This window comes from Alteromonas sp. 07-89-2 (assembly GCF_013113925.1).
Lineage (GTDB): Bacteria > Pseudomonadota > Gammaproteobacteria > Enterobacterales > Alteromonadaceae > Alteromonas > Alteromonas macleodii.
Genome location: NZ_VTYM01000009.1, coordinates 205,262 through 225,128, shown reverse-complemented (window position 1 = coordinate 225,128; position 19,867 = coordinate 205,262). Strand labels below are relative to the sequence as shown.

Sequence of the window (19,867 nt, the reverse complement as noted above, 5' to 3'; positions counted from 1 at the left end):
CTGACAAACGACCTGACAGGTATTACCCCAGAGTAGTGAGGAAAAGACCGACTAAATACCCCACAAAGAAAAATGCCAGTCAGCTTAACTGACTGGCATTAGGCGTAATGCCCGTTTTTTTATTTCTACGACTAACAAAAGTAAGTTTACACATTTTATTGTGCTATATTTCGGCGGTCTAAAATTTCAAGTTAATCATACTAAGAGTTAGCTTATTCATCTTAAATAGGATGAATTACTGAATGGGTGTAGGCGCAAATTTACAAAAGTGCCTATAAGCTGAACATATATTCGCCATTAGTCTTAAGATTAACTTTACGGTACTGCTTACACTTGTCACCCCAGTGTTGAATGTGTAAAGTGCCCGAAGTAAAAAGTTTAAAAATCATAAGCGGAGAACGCACTCATGCGAATCATTCTTCTCGGCGCTCCTGGCGCGGGTAAGGGCACACAAGCTCAGTTTTTAATGGGCAAATATGGCATTCCACAAATTTCAACGGGCGACATGCTTCGTGCTGCAATTAAAGCAGGTACAGAGCTAGGCCTTGAAGCAAAGCGTGTAATGGATGAAGGCAAACTAGTATCTGATGAGATTATCATTGGCCTAGTAAAAGAGCGTATTGCACAAGATGACTGTAAAGACGGTTTCTTGTTAGACGGTTTCCCTCGCACTATTCCTCAGGCTGACGCAATGAAAGAAGCAGGTGTCACTGTTGATCATTGCATCGAGTTTGACGTTCCTGATGATGTAATCGTAGAGCGTATGGGTGGCCGTCGTGTACACCCTGCATCAGGTCGCGTTTACCACGTTGTTTACAACCCACCAAAGGTGGAAGGTAAAGACAATGAAACAGGCGATGACCTAATCGTTCGTGATGACGATAAAGAAGAAACAGTGCGCAAGCGTCTTGCGATTTACCATGAGCAAACAAAGCCGCTTGTGAACTACTACAGTGCTGAAGCGGAAGCTGGAAACTGTGAGTACCACAAGCTAGACGGTACACGCCCAGTTGAAGAAGTGAGTGCTGAACTTGCTGAGCGTTTAGGTTAATTGCCAACAACGTCAACAAAAGGTCGCTTAGGCGGCCTTTTTTGTTGCTTGTAAGTTATTAGCGGATAACGTTTAATGACAACCATGAATGTTGAATTAAGCGCTGATTAATACAGCGCGATATAACTAGAACATGTGGAGTAGACCATGGTTTTGCCAATCACGGCGTTTTACGCCAGCTTACTGGGTATTTGCTACCTGTATTTGTCGTTTTTAGTCATTGGCGCCAGACGTCGCCACCAAGTGGGAATTGGGGATGGTGGTCACGAAGACCTAAGCCGTTTGACTAGAGCACATGGCAACTTTAGCGAGTACGTACCTATCACCCTTATTATGATAGCGTGTTTTGAAGCTAATACTGGCCAAGTGTGGGCTGTTCACGCATTGGGGAGCGCACTGTTATTTGGCCGTGTATTACATGCCTATGGCTTAGGTCGTCACTCAGGCGTTAGCTGGCAGCGTTTCGCGGGTATGATCCTGACTTTCCTTGCTATGCTGTGTGCAGCAATAGGTAATTTGGTGCTCATTCATTTCGGATTGTAAGCGTTGCAAAAGAAGTAAATACATATAGAAAAAATGCCAGCTTAGCTGGCATTTTTTTTACCTCATTTCCAATCAGGTTGAGCTAATTCAGATATTGAGGACAGGTTCGCTGTGTGTATTGCGAAGGTATAGTCCCTGCAACAGAGAAAAAAACGCAACGAAGCGACTTGACGGAACTTTTGCCACCTAAGAGTTTCGTCCTGTTTGGCCGTTTAACCAATTCGGTTGGAGTCTAAATGCTAAAGATTCTTATCATTTTGGTATTTCTAGTTTTTTACACCTACTTGCTGAAGCGTAGGTTTAAAGTGAAGATGATGGAGGCATGGCGCGCCGAAAAGGTAGGCTCTGAGGTAACGGTTTATGTGATGATTGTATTGCCTGTGATTCTCGCATGGTTCACTACGGTGCTCTTTGAATATCTTTTTTCTAAACACACGTTAATACATGAATGAAAAAAAGCGCTCAAGGCATGCCATTGTTAAGCAATGCCGTTGAGCGCTTTTTCGTCTTATAGGCTTTTAGAAGCGGTAAGTTAGCTTAGAGTATACGAAGCGGCCACGCGGGTTGTGCACGCCGCCTACATAGCCGTATAAGTCGCCATCACCAATAGCAAATGGAGGCTCTTCGTCAAGCAAGTTGTTTGAACCAATTACAAGGCGAAGGTTATCGCTGTAGTTGTAACCAAACTGCAAGTCTACCAACATTTGAGAATCAACCGTTCTAGAAGTATTTTCTTCAAAATCCAATACACCGTCGAAATCAATGTCAGGCGTGTCTTCAAATTCGCCGATAAAGCTAATGTTCAAGTTGGCATCGAACGCGCCTTTAGACCAGGTTGTACCGAACAACCAACGATTTTCTGGATAGCCGTATTCGCCAGTGTACTCAAGGCCGTCTTTTTCGAATTCGTTCATGTAAGACCAATCAAGATTGAAGCGTACGTTACCGAACTCTTGCAGTTCCATGCGATAGTTAGCGCTGAAGTCAACACCAGACGCTTCTTGAGATGATACGTTTTGGTAAGTGTTGAAAATCTTCTGAATTACACCTAGCGACTCGCCTGACTGTGGATCTAAGCGTACACAAATCGTGCTGTCTTGGTTATTACATTCTGCGTCGTAAACCAAGCCGAATTGCTGCTCATCAATTTTGTTATCCTGCGTAATACTCCATACATCAATGCTCAGGCCTAATTCTTGAATAGGTGCGTAGATAACACCTACGTTCCAAGATTCTGACTCTTCTGCATCCAAGTTAGGGTTACCCGCAAACTCGATATTGTAATCCAACGATTCACAATCTTGACCTGTTGCATCACAGCGATATTTATCTACGAAGAAAACACTTTTCTGTGACGGACCAAGGCCAACTTGTGCAAGAGACGGCGCTCTAAAGCCCTGAGCCCATGAACCGCGCACGGTTACTTCATCACTTGGCGCCCAACGTAATGCGATTTTAGGATTAGTTGTGCTACCAAAGTCGCTGTAATGGTCGTAACGGCCAGCTAGTTGAAGCTCAAGCTGTTCAGCTAAAGGTATAGAAAGCTCTAAGTATGCTGCATACTGGTCGCGTTCAGCTGAGGCTGAAACCGATTCAGTACCGAAGATTAATCCGCGCTGGAACTGAACATCAGGAACGTCAGATACTTGCTCTTCGCGATATTCAACACCTGCTGCCATCATGACAACATCGTCGCCGAAGCTGAATGCTTCACCGGTAATGTGGGCGTCAACGCTGGTCATTCGAGATTCACCACGGCGTACAAGACTAGTAGTAATATCATCAATTACACTTTGTGGGTTAGTAACGCCACCAAACGGGTTGTAGTTACCAAGGTTAATTTGTTCCTGAAGCCAGTCAACGCGAACCCAACCTTGTGACTGATCACCACTTTGTTCTGAACGGCTGCGGCCTTTTTGTACAGATGCTTCCCAATCGTAATCATTGAACGTGCCACGAAGGCCAGCGACTAAACGAAGGGTGTCAGATTCGATATCCCAGCGACGGGCACCTGCATCAACAGGGCGGTAGCGACCAATTTCAATGTCTTGTCCAAACGGGTTATCAGGATGAGTACCCGGAACGGTTAAACCGGCATCTTCATCAAGAGGTGTTGCTGCACCGCCTGCTTCAGACGTATTGTGCTGCATTGCAACTTCCATAAATGCTGTGGTTTCATCGCCAACTTTATAGTCGAACTGACCAATAAAGCCAACGCGTTCAGATGCCGGTATGGTTAAACCGAATGGGCCATAATCGAACAAGCAGCTACCAGATGCCGTTGCGCTATCTTCAGGGCAGTCAGGGTCGATAGTTTTAACACCATCCACATAGAAGTAGCCTGGGTAACCTCGCGACGAACGGAAGTCCATACCGCCATAAGGAGATTGATTGGCTGTACCGTAACGACCCATTTCGTCAGCGCCAAGCGTGCTGTTGTTGAAATAGTCGATGATAACTGTAGCACTGCTTTTTTCGCTTTGAGAGCCCCATAGAATACTGGCGGTGGTCTCATCATAGCTTGGGCCTGTTGTACCACCATAACCTGCATTAATCTCTAGACCTTCATAGTCTTTCTTCAGTACCACGTTTACTACACCAGCAACAGCGTCTGAGCCGTAAATCGCAGAAGCGCCATCTTTTAATATATCGATTCGTTCGATGGCGGAAACAGGAATAGAGTTAATATCAACAAATGAGTTAGTGATACTTTCAGCAAAGGCACTTATAGCCACGCGACGTCCGTTTATTAGAACAAGCGTTGCATCTGGTCCCATACCTCTGAGGGATACCGCTGCCGCGCCATTGGCTGTTGAATCTTGGCTGTTATTACGTGTCGAGAAGGTACCCGCACCTGTGGCCGGCATACGCTCTAGTAATTGTTGAAGGTTTTCATAGCCCATGCCTTCAATCATTGTTGCATCTATTGATTGAATAGGTGAAGGGCCTTCCATATCTGTACGTTTGATACGAGAGCCGGTGACTGCAATTCGTTCAAGGTTGGCTGCTTCTTCGTCAGCTTGCTGTGCATACGCAGGAGATAGAGAGGTTAATCCTGAAAGTGCTAATCCCACTGCAATTGCACTTACTTTACGACCTTGTTTCATTGTTATTTCCTTATGTCCATTTTACTTGTTGTGTGTATCTGCAACATTACGTTGTTGCAGATTTATGAATAGCACTCCTGATGCTTATGTTGCAATAGCGTAAAATGCGAAAGATGTGACACTTGGTTACAAAGTGTGTAAACCGAGTATTACTAATGTGAATTTGAAATGAGGGAATAGGGCATTATTGCGAAGCGTAAAAGCCTTGGGACAATGCTTCTACGACAAGAATAAATAAAAAAATGGAATAAAACCCATGCGTTCTGATAAGAAACAGAAACGCAAAAATGGTCGTATTTTAGGTATTAAAAATACTGCCTACTTTTTCGTGTAGATAACTTTTGATGGCAAACGCAGCTGATTTGACCAGCAACCGAGTGTTTAAAAATTGAGCGTAGGTAAAGGTCTATTTGCGCTAATGTAAAGAGAATTTATCCTCGACATCTAATAAAGAGAAGTGAAAAACCTTTCTTTTCGAGGTAGATACATATTCTCTGTGTCTAGCGAAAATGCAACAGAGTTGGCTTTGCCCTGAATTTCTTCAATTGGAATGAAGCCATAATATCGAGAATCAACGCTATTGTTCCTATTATCTCCCATTGCCAGTACGTGATCTCTGGGGACAGTGACCAAGTTAAAGTTTTTCGCAGGGCTAGGTAATGGGTTAAGCGCTATGGTTCGTGTTTGGCCTAAAATTTCCTCGGAATAAAGATTGTGATCTTTGGCGCTTATCGTTGCTTTTTCACCATTGATAAAAAGAACGTTGTTTTCTAATTTGACCTTATCACCTTCAATGGCAACCACACGTTTAATGAGTCTGGTATCAGCTGCATTACTGTCAATAATTACAATGTCACCGCGATTGATGTTACCAGTTTTCGCGACAACAACGTCTGTGAACGGCAGTTCTATCGTGTAAGCTGATTTATCAACCACTACGCGGTCGCCTACTTGAATGGTGGGCTCCATAGAGCCTGTAGGAACATAATACCAGTCAGCAACACTGCTTCGAAACGAGAAAAGCAAAACCATAAATAAAATGAAAGGCAGGTTGTTCTTAACGCTCTGTTTTAGATTTAACACGGCTTCGGTTCTCACTTTTCGTAGATTGCTCGTTAGATCAAAGTTTTATCACGACATGACTTGTGTAATAGATGTAGATTGTAAATTACCTAATTTGTTCAAAATTGAGGTGTGGAAAATGTAACGAACTATGTCGGTAGCTAATTAAGTTTGCTCTAGCTACGGGGTATTGAACGTTGATAAAAAGCAATAAAAACTATACAAATCAGGTGTTTATTTTTCTCTCTGTAAAAAGTGAACGCTGCCTCTTTAGGCATGCTAAAAATGACCGAAAAAGGAATGTCATGGCACTGGTGGTGCACTTGTGGTACTTGTTACGTTTTTGATTGGCAAAGAACATACATAATGCTTGAAACATTCAAACGAACAAGAATGTACACTGCAATTGCTGTAATAACACTAAGTGCAGTTTCGACAGGGTGTACGCATAACACCAATGACCTACAAAATGTACGAACTGCTTCCGATATAACCAGCGAAAAAACCGCTAATGCAGATAATAGTACTGCTTCCTTAAATACGTCATTGTTCAATGTGGACTACGAGCGTTTTACTCTGAATAACGGGCTTACCGTTGTACTGCACGTTGACAGGTCTGATCCCGTTGCTGCTGTCGCCCTTACTGCGCATGTGGGTTCAGCCAGAGAAAAAGAAGGGCGAACAGGTTTTGCGCACTTGTTTGAACACTTACTTTTTCTCGAATCAGAGAATTTGGGAAAAGGCGGTCTTGATAAACTCAGCGCGAAAATTGGCGGCTCAGGTGCAAATGGCTCGACGAGTCGTGATAGTACCAATTACTTCCAAACTGTACCCATTGATGCTTTAGAAAAAATGATCTGGGCTGAAGCCGATAAGTTGGGGTTTTTCATTAATACCGTGACAGACCCTGTGCTCGCCAAAGAAAAGCAGGTGGTGAAAAACGAAAAGCGCCAGAGTGTGGATAATCGTCCTTATGGTCACAATCAATATGTGATTGATAAAAACCTTTACCCTGAAGGGCACCCGTATAGTTGGCAAGTGATTGGGTCGTTAGATGATCTGCAAAACGCAACGCTTGCTGACGTGAAAGAGTTTTTCAAAAAATGGTATGTACCTAATAATGTGGTGCTTACCATCGCGGGTGATATTGACGTAAATCAAACTAAAGCGTGGGTTAAAAAGTATTTCGATGAAATTCCTGCGGGAGAGCAAATCAATAAGTTACCGCCTCAACCTGCTAAGCTCAATGAGACTATAAAACGATTCCATATAGATAATTTTGCACAAGCGCCACTTTTAACTATGGTGTGGCCAACCGTACCTGAATATCACGATGACTATTATCCACTCCAAGTACTTTCTCAGTACTTAAGCCAAGGCAAAAATGCTCCGCTGAACAAGGTGCTTGTTGACGAGAAGAAGCTCACCAGTGATGTTTTTCTTTATGGCTATGATGCTGAGATCGCTGGACAGCTACAGCTGCAGGTTATGGCGTTTAATGGCGTGAACTTAAACACTGTTGCAGATGGAGTTAACGAGGCGTTCGCCCGCTTTGAGAAAGACGGGATTTCTTCCAAGGATTTGGCGCGCATAAAAGCAGGTCAAGAAACAGAATTTTATCAAGGACTTTCAAGCGTCTTAGGTAAAGGTTTTCAATTGGCGCAATACGAAATCTTTGCGGGCGGGGCTGAATTTATCAGCCAAGATGTTCAGAAAATTCTGAGCGTTTCACAACAAGATGTAATGCGTGTCTATAGCACCTATATCAAGGATAAACCGTTTGTCGCCACTAGCTTTGTACCTAAGGGACAGCAAGAGTTGGTGTTAAGCGGCTCTACTGAAGCTAATGTAGTGGAGGAGCAAATTGTCGCGGGGGCGGAAGAGAGCTTTGATGCGTCAGTTGCGGCTGAATACGAACGTACACCGTCATCGTTTGATCGCACAAAAGAGCCTGCTTATGGTGAATCAATAGAAATTACACCACCCAAGGTTTGGCAAAATACACTGTCGTCTGGCATCAAAATAACGGGTATTGCTAATGACGAAGTGCCATTGGTCGCGTTTGAGTTAAAGCTAGATGGTGGCATGCTTCTAGACTCAGCAGGTAAAACAGGAACCGCCAATTTACTCGCCGCAACCTTGCTTAAAGGTACGGCGGAAAAAACACCCGAGCAGCTGGAACAGGAAATTGAGCTTTTAGGCGCTTCTCTGGAGGCCAGTGCTTCTGAAACTGACATCACTATTAGCGGAACGGTATTGTCTAAGCACTACAGTGACTTAATGCAGCTTGTCACTGAAGTGATACTTTCTCCTCGCTTTGATGAACAAGAGTTTGAATTAGCTAAAGACGATACAATCAACCAGATTGAACAAGTAAAAGCGAACCCTAATGCCATTGCATCGGTTGAGTTTAAAACACTGCTTTACGGAAAGGCGCATCCGTTTGCTCAAACGGTTCTTGGTGCTAAGCAAACTGTAAATGACACAACGCTCGAAGATGTTAAGAAGTATTACGAGAAATACTTCACACCGTCATTGGCAAAGTTCCATGTTGTGGGAGACATCAAACAACAAGACGTTGTAAAAAGCCTAGCGCCACTTAATGCGCGATGGTTACCAAAGGATGTTACCTTTGCGAGGGTACCAGTGCCCAAGCTGCCAGAAAGCGCCCAACTCTTTTTCTATGACGTGCCAGGGGCCAAACAGTCAGTGCTTTATTTCGGCCATTCCGCCCCGAATGTTACTCATGATGATGCTTATAAAGTAAGTGTGATGAATTATCGTTTAGGCGGGGGCGGTTTCGCCTCACAGCTTATGCAGGAACTACGTGAAAACAAAGGCTACACCTATGGCATTCGTTCATCGTTTTCTAGCGATCAATATACGGGTGAATTCACCATACGAAGCGCCGTAAGGTCGAACGTTACCTTAGAAGCAACGCAAGCTATCATGGATATATTAGCAGAGTTTGGTGCAAACTATTCAGATGAAGATCTAGGCGTTACGAAAGGATTCACACTTAAATCTGGTGCAAGGGCGTTTGAGACGTTAGGCGCTAAACTGAGTATGGTTAGCGAAATCAGCGATTTTGGCTTGCCCAATAATTACGTTTTACAGCAAGAAGCTGAGGTGAAAGCGTTAACCGTGGGTGAGATAAAGCGCCTTTACGGTGAATATGTACATCCTGACAAGATGATTTATTTGATAGTAGGGGACAAAGATACCCAGTTTGAGCGTTTAGAAGCACTTGGGTTAGGGCAGGCGGTATTGTTAAACCCCTAATTTAAGGTCACTGGCACTACTTTTGAGTGTCAATTATTTTTCTGCAGAAGCTGTCTAAACGCAAACAGCCTACGTGAACAAACATCACGTGGGCTGTTTTCAAACGGTAGATAAATAACCTATTGGGTTTTTAGTTTGGCTAGTAGCTGCTGCAAACCGCTTACTGCACCAAAAATGGATTTAGAACTTTCCGCAGATGCTTGAGAGTTGGTGGAAACGTCATAAGTTGCGTTACCTATAACAACCATATTTCTATTGAGCTCCTCACTTACTTGGCTTTGTTCTTCAGCGGCAGCCGCCATTTGTGTCATACGCTCGCTGATTTCACCGATTTGCAAAACGGTTGTCTGCATTTTCTCTAAAGCTGATTGAGAACGCTGCGCAGCTTCATCGGCTTTTTGACTCCCTGAGTATATGGTGTCTACCGTATGATCAACTTCGCTTTGAAGTGCTGTAATTACTTTACCAATTTCTCCCACAGACTCAGCGGTTTTAGATGCTAGCGAGCGAACTTCGTCAGCCACTACACTAAATCCTCTACCATTGTCTCCAGCCCGAGCAGCTTCGATAGCGGCATTAAGTGCCAAAAGGTTGGTTTGATCAGCGATGGCGCCAATGACGTCGAGAATTTTTCTGATATCCGTACTTCTCTCAGATACCGCCTTAACAGCCCTAGACGCGTTTTGCATATTTTTCGAGAGTTCAGTTACTGAATGTGTAGATTCTGAGATTTCGCTTTCTGTTTGCTTAACCGAGTCGGTTGCATTGTCAGCGTTGTCCGCAGCATCCGCAGCCGTTCTAGCCACTTCCTGTGCTGTTTGAGACATTTCAGTAATAGCAGTTACTACACTATCTATTTCTGTTTGCTGAACTTGAATCAACTTATTGGTACTCTCTGTATGACCAAGCGTTATTTCGCTCTGTTCCATCACTTGACCACAGGATTGTTTAGCTTGTTCGAGTAGCTCGCGCACCTTTTCTTTGAAGTGATTGAATGCTTCGCTTAGTTGAATCAGCTCTGCATGAGAGTGAACATGAATGTCCTGAGTTAAATCACCACCTTGACCTGCCAGCTCTTCCATTCTATCAGCCACTTGGCGTACCGGCTGGATGATACTTTTTGTAAACGCAAACACCAATGCAAGAGCAATTGCGGTGCATATGACTGCAACAATGAATTGCGTAGATAATAAAGATGTCACTGCAGATGAAATCATGGTTTCGAGGGAGGTAACGGGTGCCAATGCGTGGGCCTTACTCACTCCCACAATCATCTTCCATTTGACGTTAGCAAGAGAGAGTGTGATTTCTTGAGAGACATAGAGCATACCATCGCTCTCAATCAGTCCAGACTGCTGGCTAGCTCCTAGCAGGGTACTCGCTTTATCTTCGTTACCAAAAACTTCCGAGAAAGGGCGGGCAAGCTTATCTTGTGCACTGGTAGCCGCAACAACCAGCCCATTTTGACTTACCACGTATACTTCAGCATTACCGCTATACAGAGATGCCTTAAGATCCTCGGCGCGCTTTTGAATAACCGGAAGGTTTAAGTCGGCTCCGACGACACCTCTAAATTGATTGTTCGCAATAACTGGCACGGTCAGGCTGGTCATGAGTTCTGTATATCCTTCACGTATTTCATATTGATAGGGGTTGGATACACAAGGCCTGCGAGTTTCTTTGTTACACAGATACCATTCTGCAGCTCTGAACCCGAATTCATCTAACGATGTATCATGTTTTAACGTTGGATCTGTAATAACCACTTGCTCAGGTTTATTGTTTTCACCGCGAATGAAATACACTTCAAAGCTTCCAGTGCCAGGTGTTGAATGTATCTTTCCTTTGCTGTTTTCTTTTGCTTTTCCGTCAAACAAATTGGTTTCAAACTGCGCATATGCACTTGAAGTTAAACCATTAGCGAGCATGCTTTTCACTAAACGTTGAGTTTGCTCACGACTTAACGACACTTCATCGTTGGCTGAAATACTTGATGATAACTGCGCAGCGAGCGCATTGGGTAAAACATGGGCACTGTTAATTAATGTTTCAGTTTGCGCTGCATATCGTGCCGCTTTCGCTGATACAGTTCTTTGTATTTGGTCAATAACTTCATTATTAACATGCTGGTCTATTTCTTTTTCAGTGCGATCAAGCAGCACATAGCTCACTCCAATAAATACCGAAGCGATCAAGATTAGCAGCGCGCCAACAACTGACATGAGCTTAGAAGACAATGAGTGACTTTTTTTCATGAGGAAACAACTTAGATTGGTAAAGACAAGTAATGTATGAAAGTACGTTGCCAGCGAGTAATTAGTGCGTAAAAGCAATTCGCCTGTACCTGAAATGTAACCGAACATTGAAGGTATTCTGAGGATTACACGGCGCAATCATACACCAGCAGATATAATCATTTTTTGAGATTAGGTTTTTATCTGTGTACATTGGTATTGGTTTTTATACGTAACGGGTTGGGGCTAAATGACCGAAAGTGCGTGCATTTAACGTATCTTAATAGCAGGCTTTGTTGGTCTCATATATCAATAGTTACTAACAAACCGTCCACTTTTCGGCTAAGACCGGATTTTTAACAAAATAGATGTACACAAAGAGTTGCAGGAGGCATGAGTGACAGAAAAAGTGAAGGAGTCTGGGCATAGAGAGCAAGACGTTGCCCTTAGTCATACTGAAGAAAAAGATGTACGAGATAATCAGAGCTTAAATTCTGTTTCTTTGTATGCCATTGTCCACAGGGAAGGGTTAGAAGAACTCCAGCGTCCTATGATGTCATTGTGGTGGTCAGGGGTTGCAGCAGGTATCGGTATATCGATTTCAATCCTAGCCGAAGGAATCCTGCATCACCTCTTTGCAAATTCTCCCAATCAGTTTGTTATTGAGAATTTAGGCTACACCGTCGGGTTTGTGTTGGTTATCGTTGGTCGACTACAGCTTTTCACCGAAAATACGCTTTCGGTCATTCTTCCGTTGTTAAGCAAGCCATCGTTAAATATGGGATTTTGTATTGCGCGTCTGTGGTCTATTGTTTTCGCCGCTAATATGTTCGGCACCTTTTTGGCTGCGTTTTTCAGCTTTTCGCTGCAATCTGTTCCACCAGAGCTGGTTGAAGGGATGACCGCTATTTCTGAACATTATGCCAAGCTATCACCGTCAGACGCCTTCTCATACGGCATTACGTCAGGGTTTATCATTGCCGCTATTGTATGGATGAAGCCATCGGTTAAGCATTCTCAAATATTGATGATAGTTATTTTTACTTATTTAATTGCTATAGGAAATTTTACGCACGTGATAGCCGGTTCAACAGAACTTTTCTTGTTAGCACTGCAAAATAAAATAAGCGTTCTTGAAACACTCTCACTAATTGGTGCAACATTACTAGGAAATATTGTGGGCGGAACGGGACTGTTCGCGCTGCTGGCTTATGGCCAAGTGGTAAGGGAAATCGAGAAATAGAGAAGTCAAAAAGTGACCCTTGGTGTGCAAACAGTGGTTAATTGAAATTAGCTGCGTTATAACATGCCGTTTAAACCACTAAGGGGTTACGGTGCTTCGCTTTCTAACAGCAATAATTCTTGTCGGAAGTGCATTTTCATGTGCTTTTGCTGAATCAATCATTAAACCTATCATTTCTGAAGCGTCTGTTTCGTTACCTAGAAGCAAAATGGTGACAATAGAAGATACGGAAACTGCACGTAAATATACGTTATTTGTACAGTTGCCAAAAAGCTATAACGCATCTCCTTCCAAGGATTACCCCGTAATATACACAACAGATGCGCCTTATAGTTTTCCTATTATCGTAGGCTCTATGCGAATGCCAGTAAACGTAGGCCAAATGGAAGAAGCGGTCATAGTGGGGTTGTCTTATTCCCTAGAATCAAAAGGCGTAGAGAGTAGAGTAAGGGACTACACTCCTGCCATAGCCAATAGTTGGAAACTGGAAACCGGTCTTGCTGCTGAGTACCTGTCATTTATTAGACGAGATGTATTAACATTTATTGAATCTACATATCGAGTAGACGCCAATCGACGGACTTTTATTGGGCATTCATTAGGCGGGCTATTTGGCGGCTACGTGCTCATGCAATCTCCTGAAACCTTTTCTAACTATGTGCTTGTTAGCCCTTCAGTGTGGTTTAATGACGATTACTTACTAACCTTAGAAATGGCTGAAACTCAATCGCCCAAGCGTGTTTACATTGGTGTGGGAAGCTTAGAAACGCCTGAGTTTGGCGAGGGTCAAGATATGGTTGCGGGGAGCAAAGCATTGGCAAGTAAAATCATCGCTAAGGCAGATCAAAACAAAACACTACAATTGCATGTTATCGGCGGTGCGTCACATGCGACCGTGTTTCCCACCGTTGCTATCCAAGGGATCGATTGGATATTGGGAACGCCTCGCTAGTCGCGTTTCCTTAACTGATGGATTGTTTTTTATTCAATTTTTAGGCAGGCTAAACAATGTTAATTGCAATGAAGTGCAAAGCTCTGCGATACAAAAATACCCTTCGCGTAGAAAACGAGAAGGGCATTTTGAATAATAAACGAGTTTTACAACGGATTACTTGTGGCGCTCACGCAACACATCAAGTGCATCGTTTAGCGACATATCGCTAGCTTGAAGCAGTACCGTTAAGTGGTACAACAAGTCAGCGGCTTCGTTTTTAAGCTCTTCTTTGTCGTGCACAGTAGCCGCCAATGCGGTTTCTACACCTTCTTCGCCCACCTTCTGCGCTATGCGCTTAATGCCTTTGTTGTAAAGGCTAGCGGTATAGCTGCTTTTTGGATCAGCGTCTTTACGGGAAGCCAATACACGCTCTAAATCTGCAAGAAACGTAAAGGCTGGTGTGTTGCCGTCAAACCAACAGCTTTCAACACCAGTGTGGCATGTCGGGCCGTTAGGGGTGGCAAGTACCAACAGTGAATCTTGATCGCAGTCACAAGCAACGCTCACTAAATCTAGCGTGTTACCAGATGTTTCACCCTTGGTCCACAGGCGCTGTTTTGAACGGCTGAAGAATGTCACTTTGCCCGTTTCAAGGGTTTTCGCCAATGCGTCTTGGTCCATGTAGCCCTGCATTAATACCTTGCCAGACAGTGCGTCTTGCACAATGGCTGGTAGTAGGTTGTCCATTTTGTCCCAAGACAGTTTATTGCTGTTTTCGTTAGTAATGATCACGGGTTTACTCCTTCTGCTTGCGCCGTTAATCCGTGACGCTTACGCATGGCAACGCCATTGCTGGTTAACTCTGCTTTAAGCTCATCAATGTTGATGATGCCTTTGTGAAATACCGATGCTGCAAGCGCGCCATCTACGTCAGCCTGTTGAAACACATCCGTAAAGTGGGCAATTTCACCCGCGCCACCCGACGCAATTAGCGGCACTTCACAGATATCGCGCACGGCTTTCAGCTGCTTCACATCGTAGCCTTTGCGCACGCCGTCTTGGTTCATGCAGTTCAGTACAATTTCACCAGCACCGCGCGACTGAACTTCTTTAATCCAATCGATGGTTTGCCACTGGCTTTTTTGCGTTCGCGCTTCATCACCAGTGAATTTGTACACTTCGTATTGGTCGGTTGCTTCGTTATAGAAACTGTCGATACCAATCACGACGCACTGTTGTCCATAAACGTCGTGCAGCTGGTTAATAAGGTCTGGATTATTAAGCGCAGGGGAGTTAATCGAAATCTTATCTGCACCCATTTCCAAAATACGCCCAGCGTCTTCAATACTCTTAATGCCGCCAGCAACACAAAAAGGGATATCAATAACCTGTGCAATACGGCTTACCCAGCTTTTATCTACTACGCGGGCATCAGAGCTCGCGGTAATATCATAGAATACTAGTTCGTCGGCACCTGCTTTCGCATATTGCTCAGCAAGAGGTACAATATCACCAATAATTTCGTGGTTTCTAAACTGAACGCCCTTAACAACTTTGCCGTCGCGTACGTCTAGGCACGGTATTATGCGTTTTGCCAGCATGCGATAGCCTCCTTCACCGTAAACTTACCTTCCAGTAACGCGCGGCCTAAAATAACGCCGCCAACGTTAGTCGGCTTCAACGCTTCAATATCGGCGATGCTACCTATACCGCCAGACGCTTGCCAGCTAACGTGTGGGAAACGGGCTGCCATTTCTTGATACAGCTTAGTGTTCGCACCTTGTAGCGTGCCGTCGCGACTAATGTCGGTGCACAGTACGTGCTTTGCGCCCACTTTAGCGAAGTCTTCAAGCAAGCCTTCAAGGGCTACGCCCGAATTCTCTTGCCAACCGTGGGTAGCAATAAGCTTTTCACCGGTGTCGCTAATATTTATATCAAGGGCCAGTACAATGTGCTCTGGGCCATATTTTTCTACCCAAGACTTCACAAGCTCGGGTTGTTTTACAGCCAAAGAACCAATCACTACGCGGCTTACGCCTGTTTCGAGTAACTGCGCCACTTCTTCTTCGCTTCGAATACCGCCGCCTGCTTGAAACTGCATGCGCTTGGTGTCGACCATAGACTTGATGAGCGAAAGCTGACGCTTACTGGTGTCTTTAGCGCCTGTTAGGTCAACAATGTGTAACCAGGTTGCACCTTGGTCAGCATAGTCGTGAACCACTTCAACGGGGTCCAGTTCGTATTGGGTTTTCTGCTCGTAGTCGCCTTGATAAAGGCGTACTACGCGTCCGTCAATAAGATCAATCGCTGGAATAATCATTATAGGTTCACAAAGTTAGTCAGTAATTGTGCTCCGGCCTCGCCAGAACGTTCTGGGTGAAATTGCACCCCGTAAAAGTTGTCTTTATTTATCGCTGCTGAAAAAGTATTACCATAAGTGCAGCTTGCAAGCGTGTGCTCGTATTCAGGAACGGCAAAACTGTGCACAAAGTAAAAGTAGGTATCTTGTGGGATGCCCTTAAATAAACTTTCTTCTTTATGAGAGACTGTGTTCCAACCCATATGAGGTAAGCGCACGCCTTTTGATTCCATGCGAGCCACATGACCTGGCATTAGGTTCAAACAGTCGATGTTGCCTGTACCTTGAAAACCACCTTCAGCGCTGGTTTCAACCATAAGTTGCATGCCTAAACATACGCCTAGCACAGGTTGGGTAAGCGACTGCAGGGTTTCCACTAGCGCTTTTTGCTTAATGCTTGCCATCGCTGCTGCCGCTGTTCCTACGCCGGGTAAAAACACTTTATCAGCGCTTTTAATTACGTTTACATCGTCAGATACGTCCACTTCAACGCCTAAGCGCTCAAGGGCAAAGCGTACTGATGAAATGTTCGCGCAGCCGGTATTTACTATGACTATTTTTTGTCGCTGGCTGGGGTTTACCACTGACATTACAGGGCTCCTTTACTACTTGGTAGTGCATCGCCTTGGCGCGTAATGGCTTGACGTAGCGCACGGCCAAATACTTTAAACAGGCTTTCTACTTGGTGGTGAGCATTACCTTCGCTGGTGGAAAGGTGTAACGATAGCCCCATGCTTTGTGCAAGCGAATAGAAGAAGTGCGGTACCATTTCGGTGGCCATTTCACCTACCTGGTCGCGGCTAAATTCAGCGTCAAACTTAAGGTGTGGGCGGTTAGAAATGTCCATAATACATTCCGCACGACATTCATCCATTGGCAACGCGAAACCAAAGCGACCAATACCGCGTTTGTCGCCTAGTGCCTTTTTAAGCGCTTCACCAAGGGCAAGCGCGGTGTCTTCTACACTGTGGTGATCGTCAATGTGCAAATCGCCATCGGTAGTGAGGTTTAGCTCAAAACCACCGTGGGTAGCAATTTGGTCTAGCATGTGGTCAAAAAAGCCCATGCCGGTTTGAATTGTCGACTTAGCCTGCGAATCAAGATCTACACGCACGCGAATGTCGGTTTCAGAGGTGGTACGTACCACCTCTGCAATACGTGAAGACGCTAACAAGCTTTTCTGAATATCGTTCCAGTTTAAGCTTTCACGGTTGTACTGAAAGCTGCGAATACCCATGTTTTCAGCAAGCTGTACATCGGTAATTCTGTCACCAATAACAAACGAACGAGTGAAGTCCACTTTGCCTTGCTGTAGGTATTCTTGTACTAAGCCAAGCTTGGGTTTGCGGCATGTGCAGTTATCAGCATCGAAGTGCGGGCAAATAAGCACGTCGTCAAACACTACACCCTGGCTTTCGAAAATGGCCATCATGGCATTGTGTGGCTTGTCGAAGTCTTCTTGCGGGAAACTGTCTGTACCCAAGCCGTCTTGGTTACTTACCATCACGAGTTTAAACCCAGCTGCCTTTAGTTTAAGTAGCACAGGAATAACGTTTGGCTCGAAAACAAGCTTCTCTAAACTATCTAATTGCTTATCTACTGGCGGCTCTTCTACGAGTGTACCGTCGCGGTCAATAAATAAAATGGCTTGCTGACTCATGCCGCGTCCTCATTATTTTTAAATTCGTTAATTAGCTGCATTAAACGCTGGTTTTGCTCTTCAGTGCCTATGCTTACGCGTAAACAGTTTTGTAAGTTAAGCTGTTTTGATTGATCGCGAATAAGCATGCCTTGGCTTACCAAGTACTGCATTAGGGCTTGCGCTTTTGCGTAGCGGAATAAGATAAAGTTTGCTCGTCTATCACCCACTAATTCAAAGCCTTCGATAGATTCCAGCGCTTCGGCTAGGGCCTCTTTTTCCCGGTTAATGGTAGCCACCTGAAGCTCAAGTAACGTTAGCGATTCAGCCGACAATGCTTGTGCAGCAATCTGCGCTACTGGCTCTGGAATGGGGTAGGGCGCTATCACTTTAAGTAGTGCTTGGATGACGGGTGCCTGAGCAAGTGTAAAACCACAGCGAAGACCGGCAAGAGCAAACGCTTTAGACAGCGTACGAAGTACCACCAAGTTTGGATAGTTGTTAATCTCATTTGCCCACGTATTGTCGGCATCGAACTCAATATACGCTTCATCTACAACAACCAGTGCTTTATCGGCAAAGTGATTGAGCACGGTTTTAATGTCTTCACGAGCAACTGGCGTACCGGTTGGATTGTTGGGCGCACAGATGAAAATCACGTTAACGTCATCTTCAGCGCATACAGCATTCACGTTAAGGCTAAAGTCGTCGTTAAGCGGCACTTTCTTAATGCCCACATCACAGGTTTCAGCACTGATTGCATACATACCGTAGGTAGGCGGGCATATCAGAATGCTGTCTTTACCCGGCGTGCAGAAGGTGCGAATAAGCAGTTCAATGCCTTCATCTGCGCCGCGGGTAACAATAAGCTGCGATTTGTCTAGCCCGGCGTAGTTTGCGTAACCACTGACTACCGCTTCGGGCTGACATGACGGATAGCGGTTAAAGTTGCTGCTATCTACGCTGTATTCGTTGGCATAAGGTGACTCGTTGGCATTAAGCCAGTCTTGACCACCTGAAAACAAGCGACGAGCCGATTCATACGGCTTTAGCGGCACTAAATTTTCGTTAATTAGGTTATCGATAAGTGCCGACATTAGGCGTCTCCTTGCTTAAGTGCCTGCATGCGAAGTGCAACGGCCTGTTCGTGTGCATCCAAGCCCTCGGCAGCTGCAAGTGCCATAATCGCAGGGCCTAAATTACGCATGCCGTCTGCGCTTAGTTCTTGAATAGTGTAGCGACGCATAAAGTCTAATAATCCAAGGCTAGAGTAATTCTTAGCATAGCCATAGGTTGGCAGTACGTGGTTAGTGCCCGACGCGTAATCACCTGCAGATTCTGGTGACCACGGGCCTAGGAATATAGAGCCTGCGTATTTAATTTTTGGCAAATAATCACGGGCATTCTCTATTTGTACAATTAAGTGCTCAGCAGCGTAGGCGTTACTTGCTTCAATGGCTTGCTCAATGGAATCAGCCAAAAGATAACGCGCATTTTCCATAGCAGGGCGTGCAATCTCAGCGCGAGATAGGGTTGCTAATTGACGTTCAACCGCGGCTTTTGCTTCTTCAATAAGTGTAGCGCTGTTAGACACCAAAATAGCCTGCGAGTCTGGACCGTGCTCGGCTTGGGAAAGCAGGTCGGCCGCTACAAACTCAGGGTTTGCGAACTCATCAGCAAGTACCAACACTTCTGATGGGCCGGCCGGCATATCAATAGCTGCACCATCAGCACGTTGGCTTACTTGCTGTTTAGCTTCAGTCACAAAGCTGTTACCTGGGCCAAAAATCTTATCTACTTGAGGAATGCTGTCGGTTCCCAAGGCCATAGCAGCGATTGCCTGGGCACCACCACATAAAAAGATCTTATCGATACCGCACTTTCTGGCCGCATACGCAATTTCAGGCGCGATAAGCTGTTCTTTGTTTGGTGGAGTACAAAGTAGCTTATTTTCGCAGCCCGCCACCAATGCAGGTACGCCTAGCATCAATACGGTAGAAGGAAGCGGCGCGCTGCCGCCTGGAATATAAAGACCCACTGCATCAAGGGCGGTGAAGCGCAGCTCGCATTTAACACCAGGCGTTGTGGTTAGCGCGATATCACTAGGCATTTGCGCTTCGTGAAACATTTTTATGTTGTTGAACGCAGTATCGATAGCACTTGCTACCTCTGGCGTTACCTTCGCAGCAAGAGCATCAATGTTTTCTTGTGAAAGTACAAGGCTAGTTAAGTCTGGGCAGTCAAATTTACGTGTGTAATCAAGTACTGCCTCATCGCCTTCTTTTTCAACGCGGGCGATAATGTCGCCCACGGTCTGCTTTAACTGTTGGCTATTGGCCATAGCCGGGCGGGCTAGCGCCTGTTTTTTCTCATTTACCGAAAGAGATGACCAAGTAATCATAATTGCCTGCCT

Annotated in this window: 15 protein-coding genes; 5 read left to right on the top strand and 10 right to left on the bottom strand. The window is 44.9% G+C overall.

Annotation, left to right across the window (positions count from 1 at the left end; genetic code table 11):
• Nucleotides 1-406: 406 nt before the first annotated feature.
• Together adk and F0261_RS08735 are read left to right on the top strand one after the other, a co-directional pair.
• Nucleotides 407-1,051: an adenylate kinase gene (adk, locus tag F0261_RS08740; RefSeq protein WP_014950043.1), complete on the top strand. Its 645-nt coding sequence runs from the start codon at nucleotides 407-409 to the stop codon at nucleotides 1,049-1,051.
• Nucleotides 1,052-1,198: 147 nt separating this feature from the next.
• Nucleotides 1,199-1,594, top strand: a complete 396-nt coding sequence (locus F0261_RS08735; RefSeq protein WP_014976958.1) for an MAPEG family protein — start codon at nucleotides 1,199-1,201, stop codon at nucleotides 1,592-1,594.
• A gap of 518 nt (nucleotides 1,595-2,112) precedes the next feature.
• Here the strand turns inward: F0261_RS08735 and F0261_RS08730 are convergent.
• Nucleotides 2,113-4,701 carry a TonB-dependent receptor gene (locus tag F0261_RS08730; RefSeq protein ID WP_171337729.1) on the bottom strand — a complete coding sequence of 863 codons (2,589 nt, stop codon included), beginning with the start codon at nucleotides 4,699-4,701 and terminating at the stop codon, nucleotides 2,113-2,115.
• Nucleotides 4,702-5,145: 444 nt separating this feature from the next.
• The gene (gene lepB, locus F0261_RS08725; protein ID WP_171337727.1) at nucleotides 5,146-5,799 is read right to left on the bottom strand and encodes a signal peptidase I; all 654 of its coding nucleotides are present in this window, start codon (nucleotides 5,797-5,799) and stop codon (nucleotides 5,146-5,148) included.
• A 330-nt stretch (nucleotides 5,800-6,129) separates the two neighbouring features.
• Here lepB and F0261_RS08720 point away from each other — a divergent pair, with 330 nt between their 5' ends.
• Nucleotides 6,130-9,045: a pitrilysin family protein gene (locus tag F0261_RS08720; RefSeq protein WP_171337725.1), complete on the top strand. Its 2,916-nt coding sequence runs from the start codon at nucleotides 6,130-6,132 to the stop codon at nucleotides 9,043-9,045.
• A gap of 119 nt (nucleotides 9,046-9,164) precedes the next feature.
• On the opposite strand, the gene F0261_RS08715 is transcribed toward F0261_RS08720, so the two are convergent.
• The gene (locus F0261_RS08715; RefSeq protein ID WP_171337724.1) at nucleotides 9,165-11,300 is read right to left on the bottom strand and encodes a methyl-accepting chemotaxis protein; all 2,136 of its coding nucleotides are present in this window, start codon (nucleotides 11,298-11,300) and stop codon (nucleotides 9,165-9,167) included.
• Between the two features lie 376 nt (nucleotides 11,301-11,676).
• Between F0261_RS08715 and F0261_RS08710 the strand changes: the two genes are divergently transcribed.
• Both F0261_RS08710 and F0261_RS08705 read left to right on the top strand, forming a co-directional pair.
• On the top strand, nucleotides 11,677-12,522 hold the full coding sequence (locus tag F0261_RS08710; protein WP_171337722.1) for a formate/nitrite transporter family protein: 846 nt from the start codon (nucleotides 11,677-11,679) through the stop codon (nucleotides 12,520-12,522).
• Between the two features lie 91 nt (nucleotides 12,523-12,613).
• Nucleotides 12,614-13,474 carry an alpha/beta hydrolase-fold protein gene (locus F0261_RS08705; RefSeq protein ID WP_171337721.1) on the top strand — a complete coding sequence of 287 codons (861 nt, stop codon included), beginning with the start codon at nucleotides 12,614-12,616 and terminating at the stop codon, nucleotides 13,472-13,474.
• Nucleotides 13,475-13,630: 156 nt separating this feature from the next.
• Here F0261_RS08705 and hisIE read toward each other — a convergent pair whose 3' ends face one another.
• From hisIE to hisD, 7 genes are read right to left on the bottom strand one after another with little or no spacing between them, the layout of a single operon-like run.
• On the bottom strand, nucleotides 13,631-14,248 hold the full coding sequence (gene hisIE / locus F0261_RS08700) for a bifunctional phosphoribosyl-AMP cyclohydrolase/phosphoribosyl-ATP diphosphatase HisIE (RefSeq protein ID WP_171337720.1): 618 nt from the start codon (nucleotides 14,246-14,248) through the stop codon (nucleotides 13,631-13,633).
• On the bottom strand, nucleotides 14,245-15,057 hold the full coding sequence (gene hisF / locus F0261_RS08695; RefSeq protein WP_039222819.1) for an imidazole glycerol phosphate synthase subunit HisF: 813 nt from the start codon (nucleotides 15,055-15,057) through the stop codon (nucleotides 14,245-14,247). Before hisF ends, hisIE begins: the two co-directional genes overlap by 4 nt.
• Nucleotides 15,039-15,776, bottom strand: coding sequence for a 1-(5-phosphoribosyl)-5-[(5-phosphoribosylamino)methylideneamino]imidazole-4-carboxamide isomerase (hisA, locus tag F0261_RS08690; RefSeq protein ID WP_171337718.1), 738 nt, complete (start codon nucleotides 15,774-15,776; stop codon nucleotides 15,039-15,041). Before hisA ends, hisF begins: the two co-directional genes overlap by 19 nt.
• The gene (gene hisH / locus F0261_RS08685; protein ID WP_039225202.1) at nucleotides 15,776-16,405 is read right to left on the bottom strand and encodes an imidazole glycerol phosphate synthase subunit HisH; all 630 of its coding nucleotides are present in this window, start codon (nucleotides 16,403-16,405) and stop codon (nucleotides 15,776-15,778) included. The genes hisA and hisH overlap by 1 nt, the downstream gene beginning before the upstream one ends.
• A complete protein-coding gene (gene hisB, locus F0261_RS08680; RefSeq protein WP_014950030.1) occupies nucleotides 16,405-17,475 on the bottom strand; it encodes a bifunctional histidinol-phosphatase/imidazoleglycerol-phosphate dehydratase HisB in 1,071 nt (356 codons plus the stop codon). Before hisB ends, hisH begins: the two co-directional genes overlap by 1 nt.
• Complete coding sequence (gene hisC, locus F0261_RS08675) at nucleotides 17,472-18,551, bottom strand: histidinol-phosphate transaminase (RefSeq protein WP_061486115.1); 1,080 nt, start codon at nucleotides 18,549-18,551, stop codon at nucleotides 17,472-17,474. Before hisC ends, hisB begins: the two co-directional genes overlap by 4 nt.
• Complete coding sequence (gene hisD / locus F0261_RS08670) at nucleotides 18,551-19,855, bottom strand: histidinol dehydrogenase (RefSeq protein ID WP_171337717.1); 1,305 nt, start codon at nucleotides 19,853-19,855, stop codon at nucleotides 18,551-18,553. Before hisD ends, hisC begins: the two co-directional genes overlap by 1 nt.
• Nucleotides 19,856-19,867: the final 12 nt, after the last annotated feature.

Coding starts and splice junctions, on each gene's coding strand:
- adk (WP_014950043.1), top strand. CDS start 407: ATGCGAATCATTCTTCTCGGCGCTCCTGGCGCGGGTAAGGGCACACAA.
- F0261_RS08735 (WP_014976958.1), top strand. CDS start 1,199: ATGGTTTTGCCAATCACGGCGTTTTACGCCAGCTTACTGGGTATTTGC.
- F0261_RS08730 (WP_171337729.1), bottom strand. CDS start 4,701: ATGAAACAAGGTCGTAAAGTAAGTGCAATTGCAGTGGGATTAGCACTT.
- F0261_RS08720 (WP_171337725.1), top strand. CDS start 6,130: ATGCTTGAAACATTCAAACGAACAAGAATGTACACTGCAATTGCTGTA.
- F0261_RS08715 (WP_171337724.1), bottom strand. CDS start 11,300: ATGAAAAAAAGTCACTCATTGTCTTCTAAGCTCATGTCAGTTGTTGGC.
- hisF (WP_039222819.1), bottom strand. CDS start 15,057: ATGCTGGCAAAACGCATAATACCGTGCCTAGACGTACGCGACGGCAAA.
- hisA (WP_171337718.1), bottom strand. CDS start 15,776: ATGATTATTCCAGCGATTGATCTTATTGACGGACGCGTAGTACGCCTT.
- hisH (WP_039225202.1), bottom strand. CDS start 16,405: ATGTCAGTGGTAAACCCCAGCCAGCGACAAAAAATAGTCATAGTAAAT.
- hisB (WP_014950030.1), bottom strand. CDS start 17,475: ATGAGTCAGCAAGCCATTTTATTTATTGACCGCGACGGTACACTCGTA.
- hisC (WP_061486115.1), bottom strand. CDS start 18,551: ATGTCGGCACTTATCGATAACCTAATTAACGAAAATTTAGTGCCGCTA.
- hisD (WP_171337717.1), bottom strand. CDS start 19,855: ATGATTACTTGGTCATCTCTTTCGGTAAATGAGAAAAAACAGGCGCTA.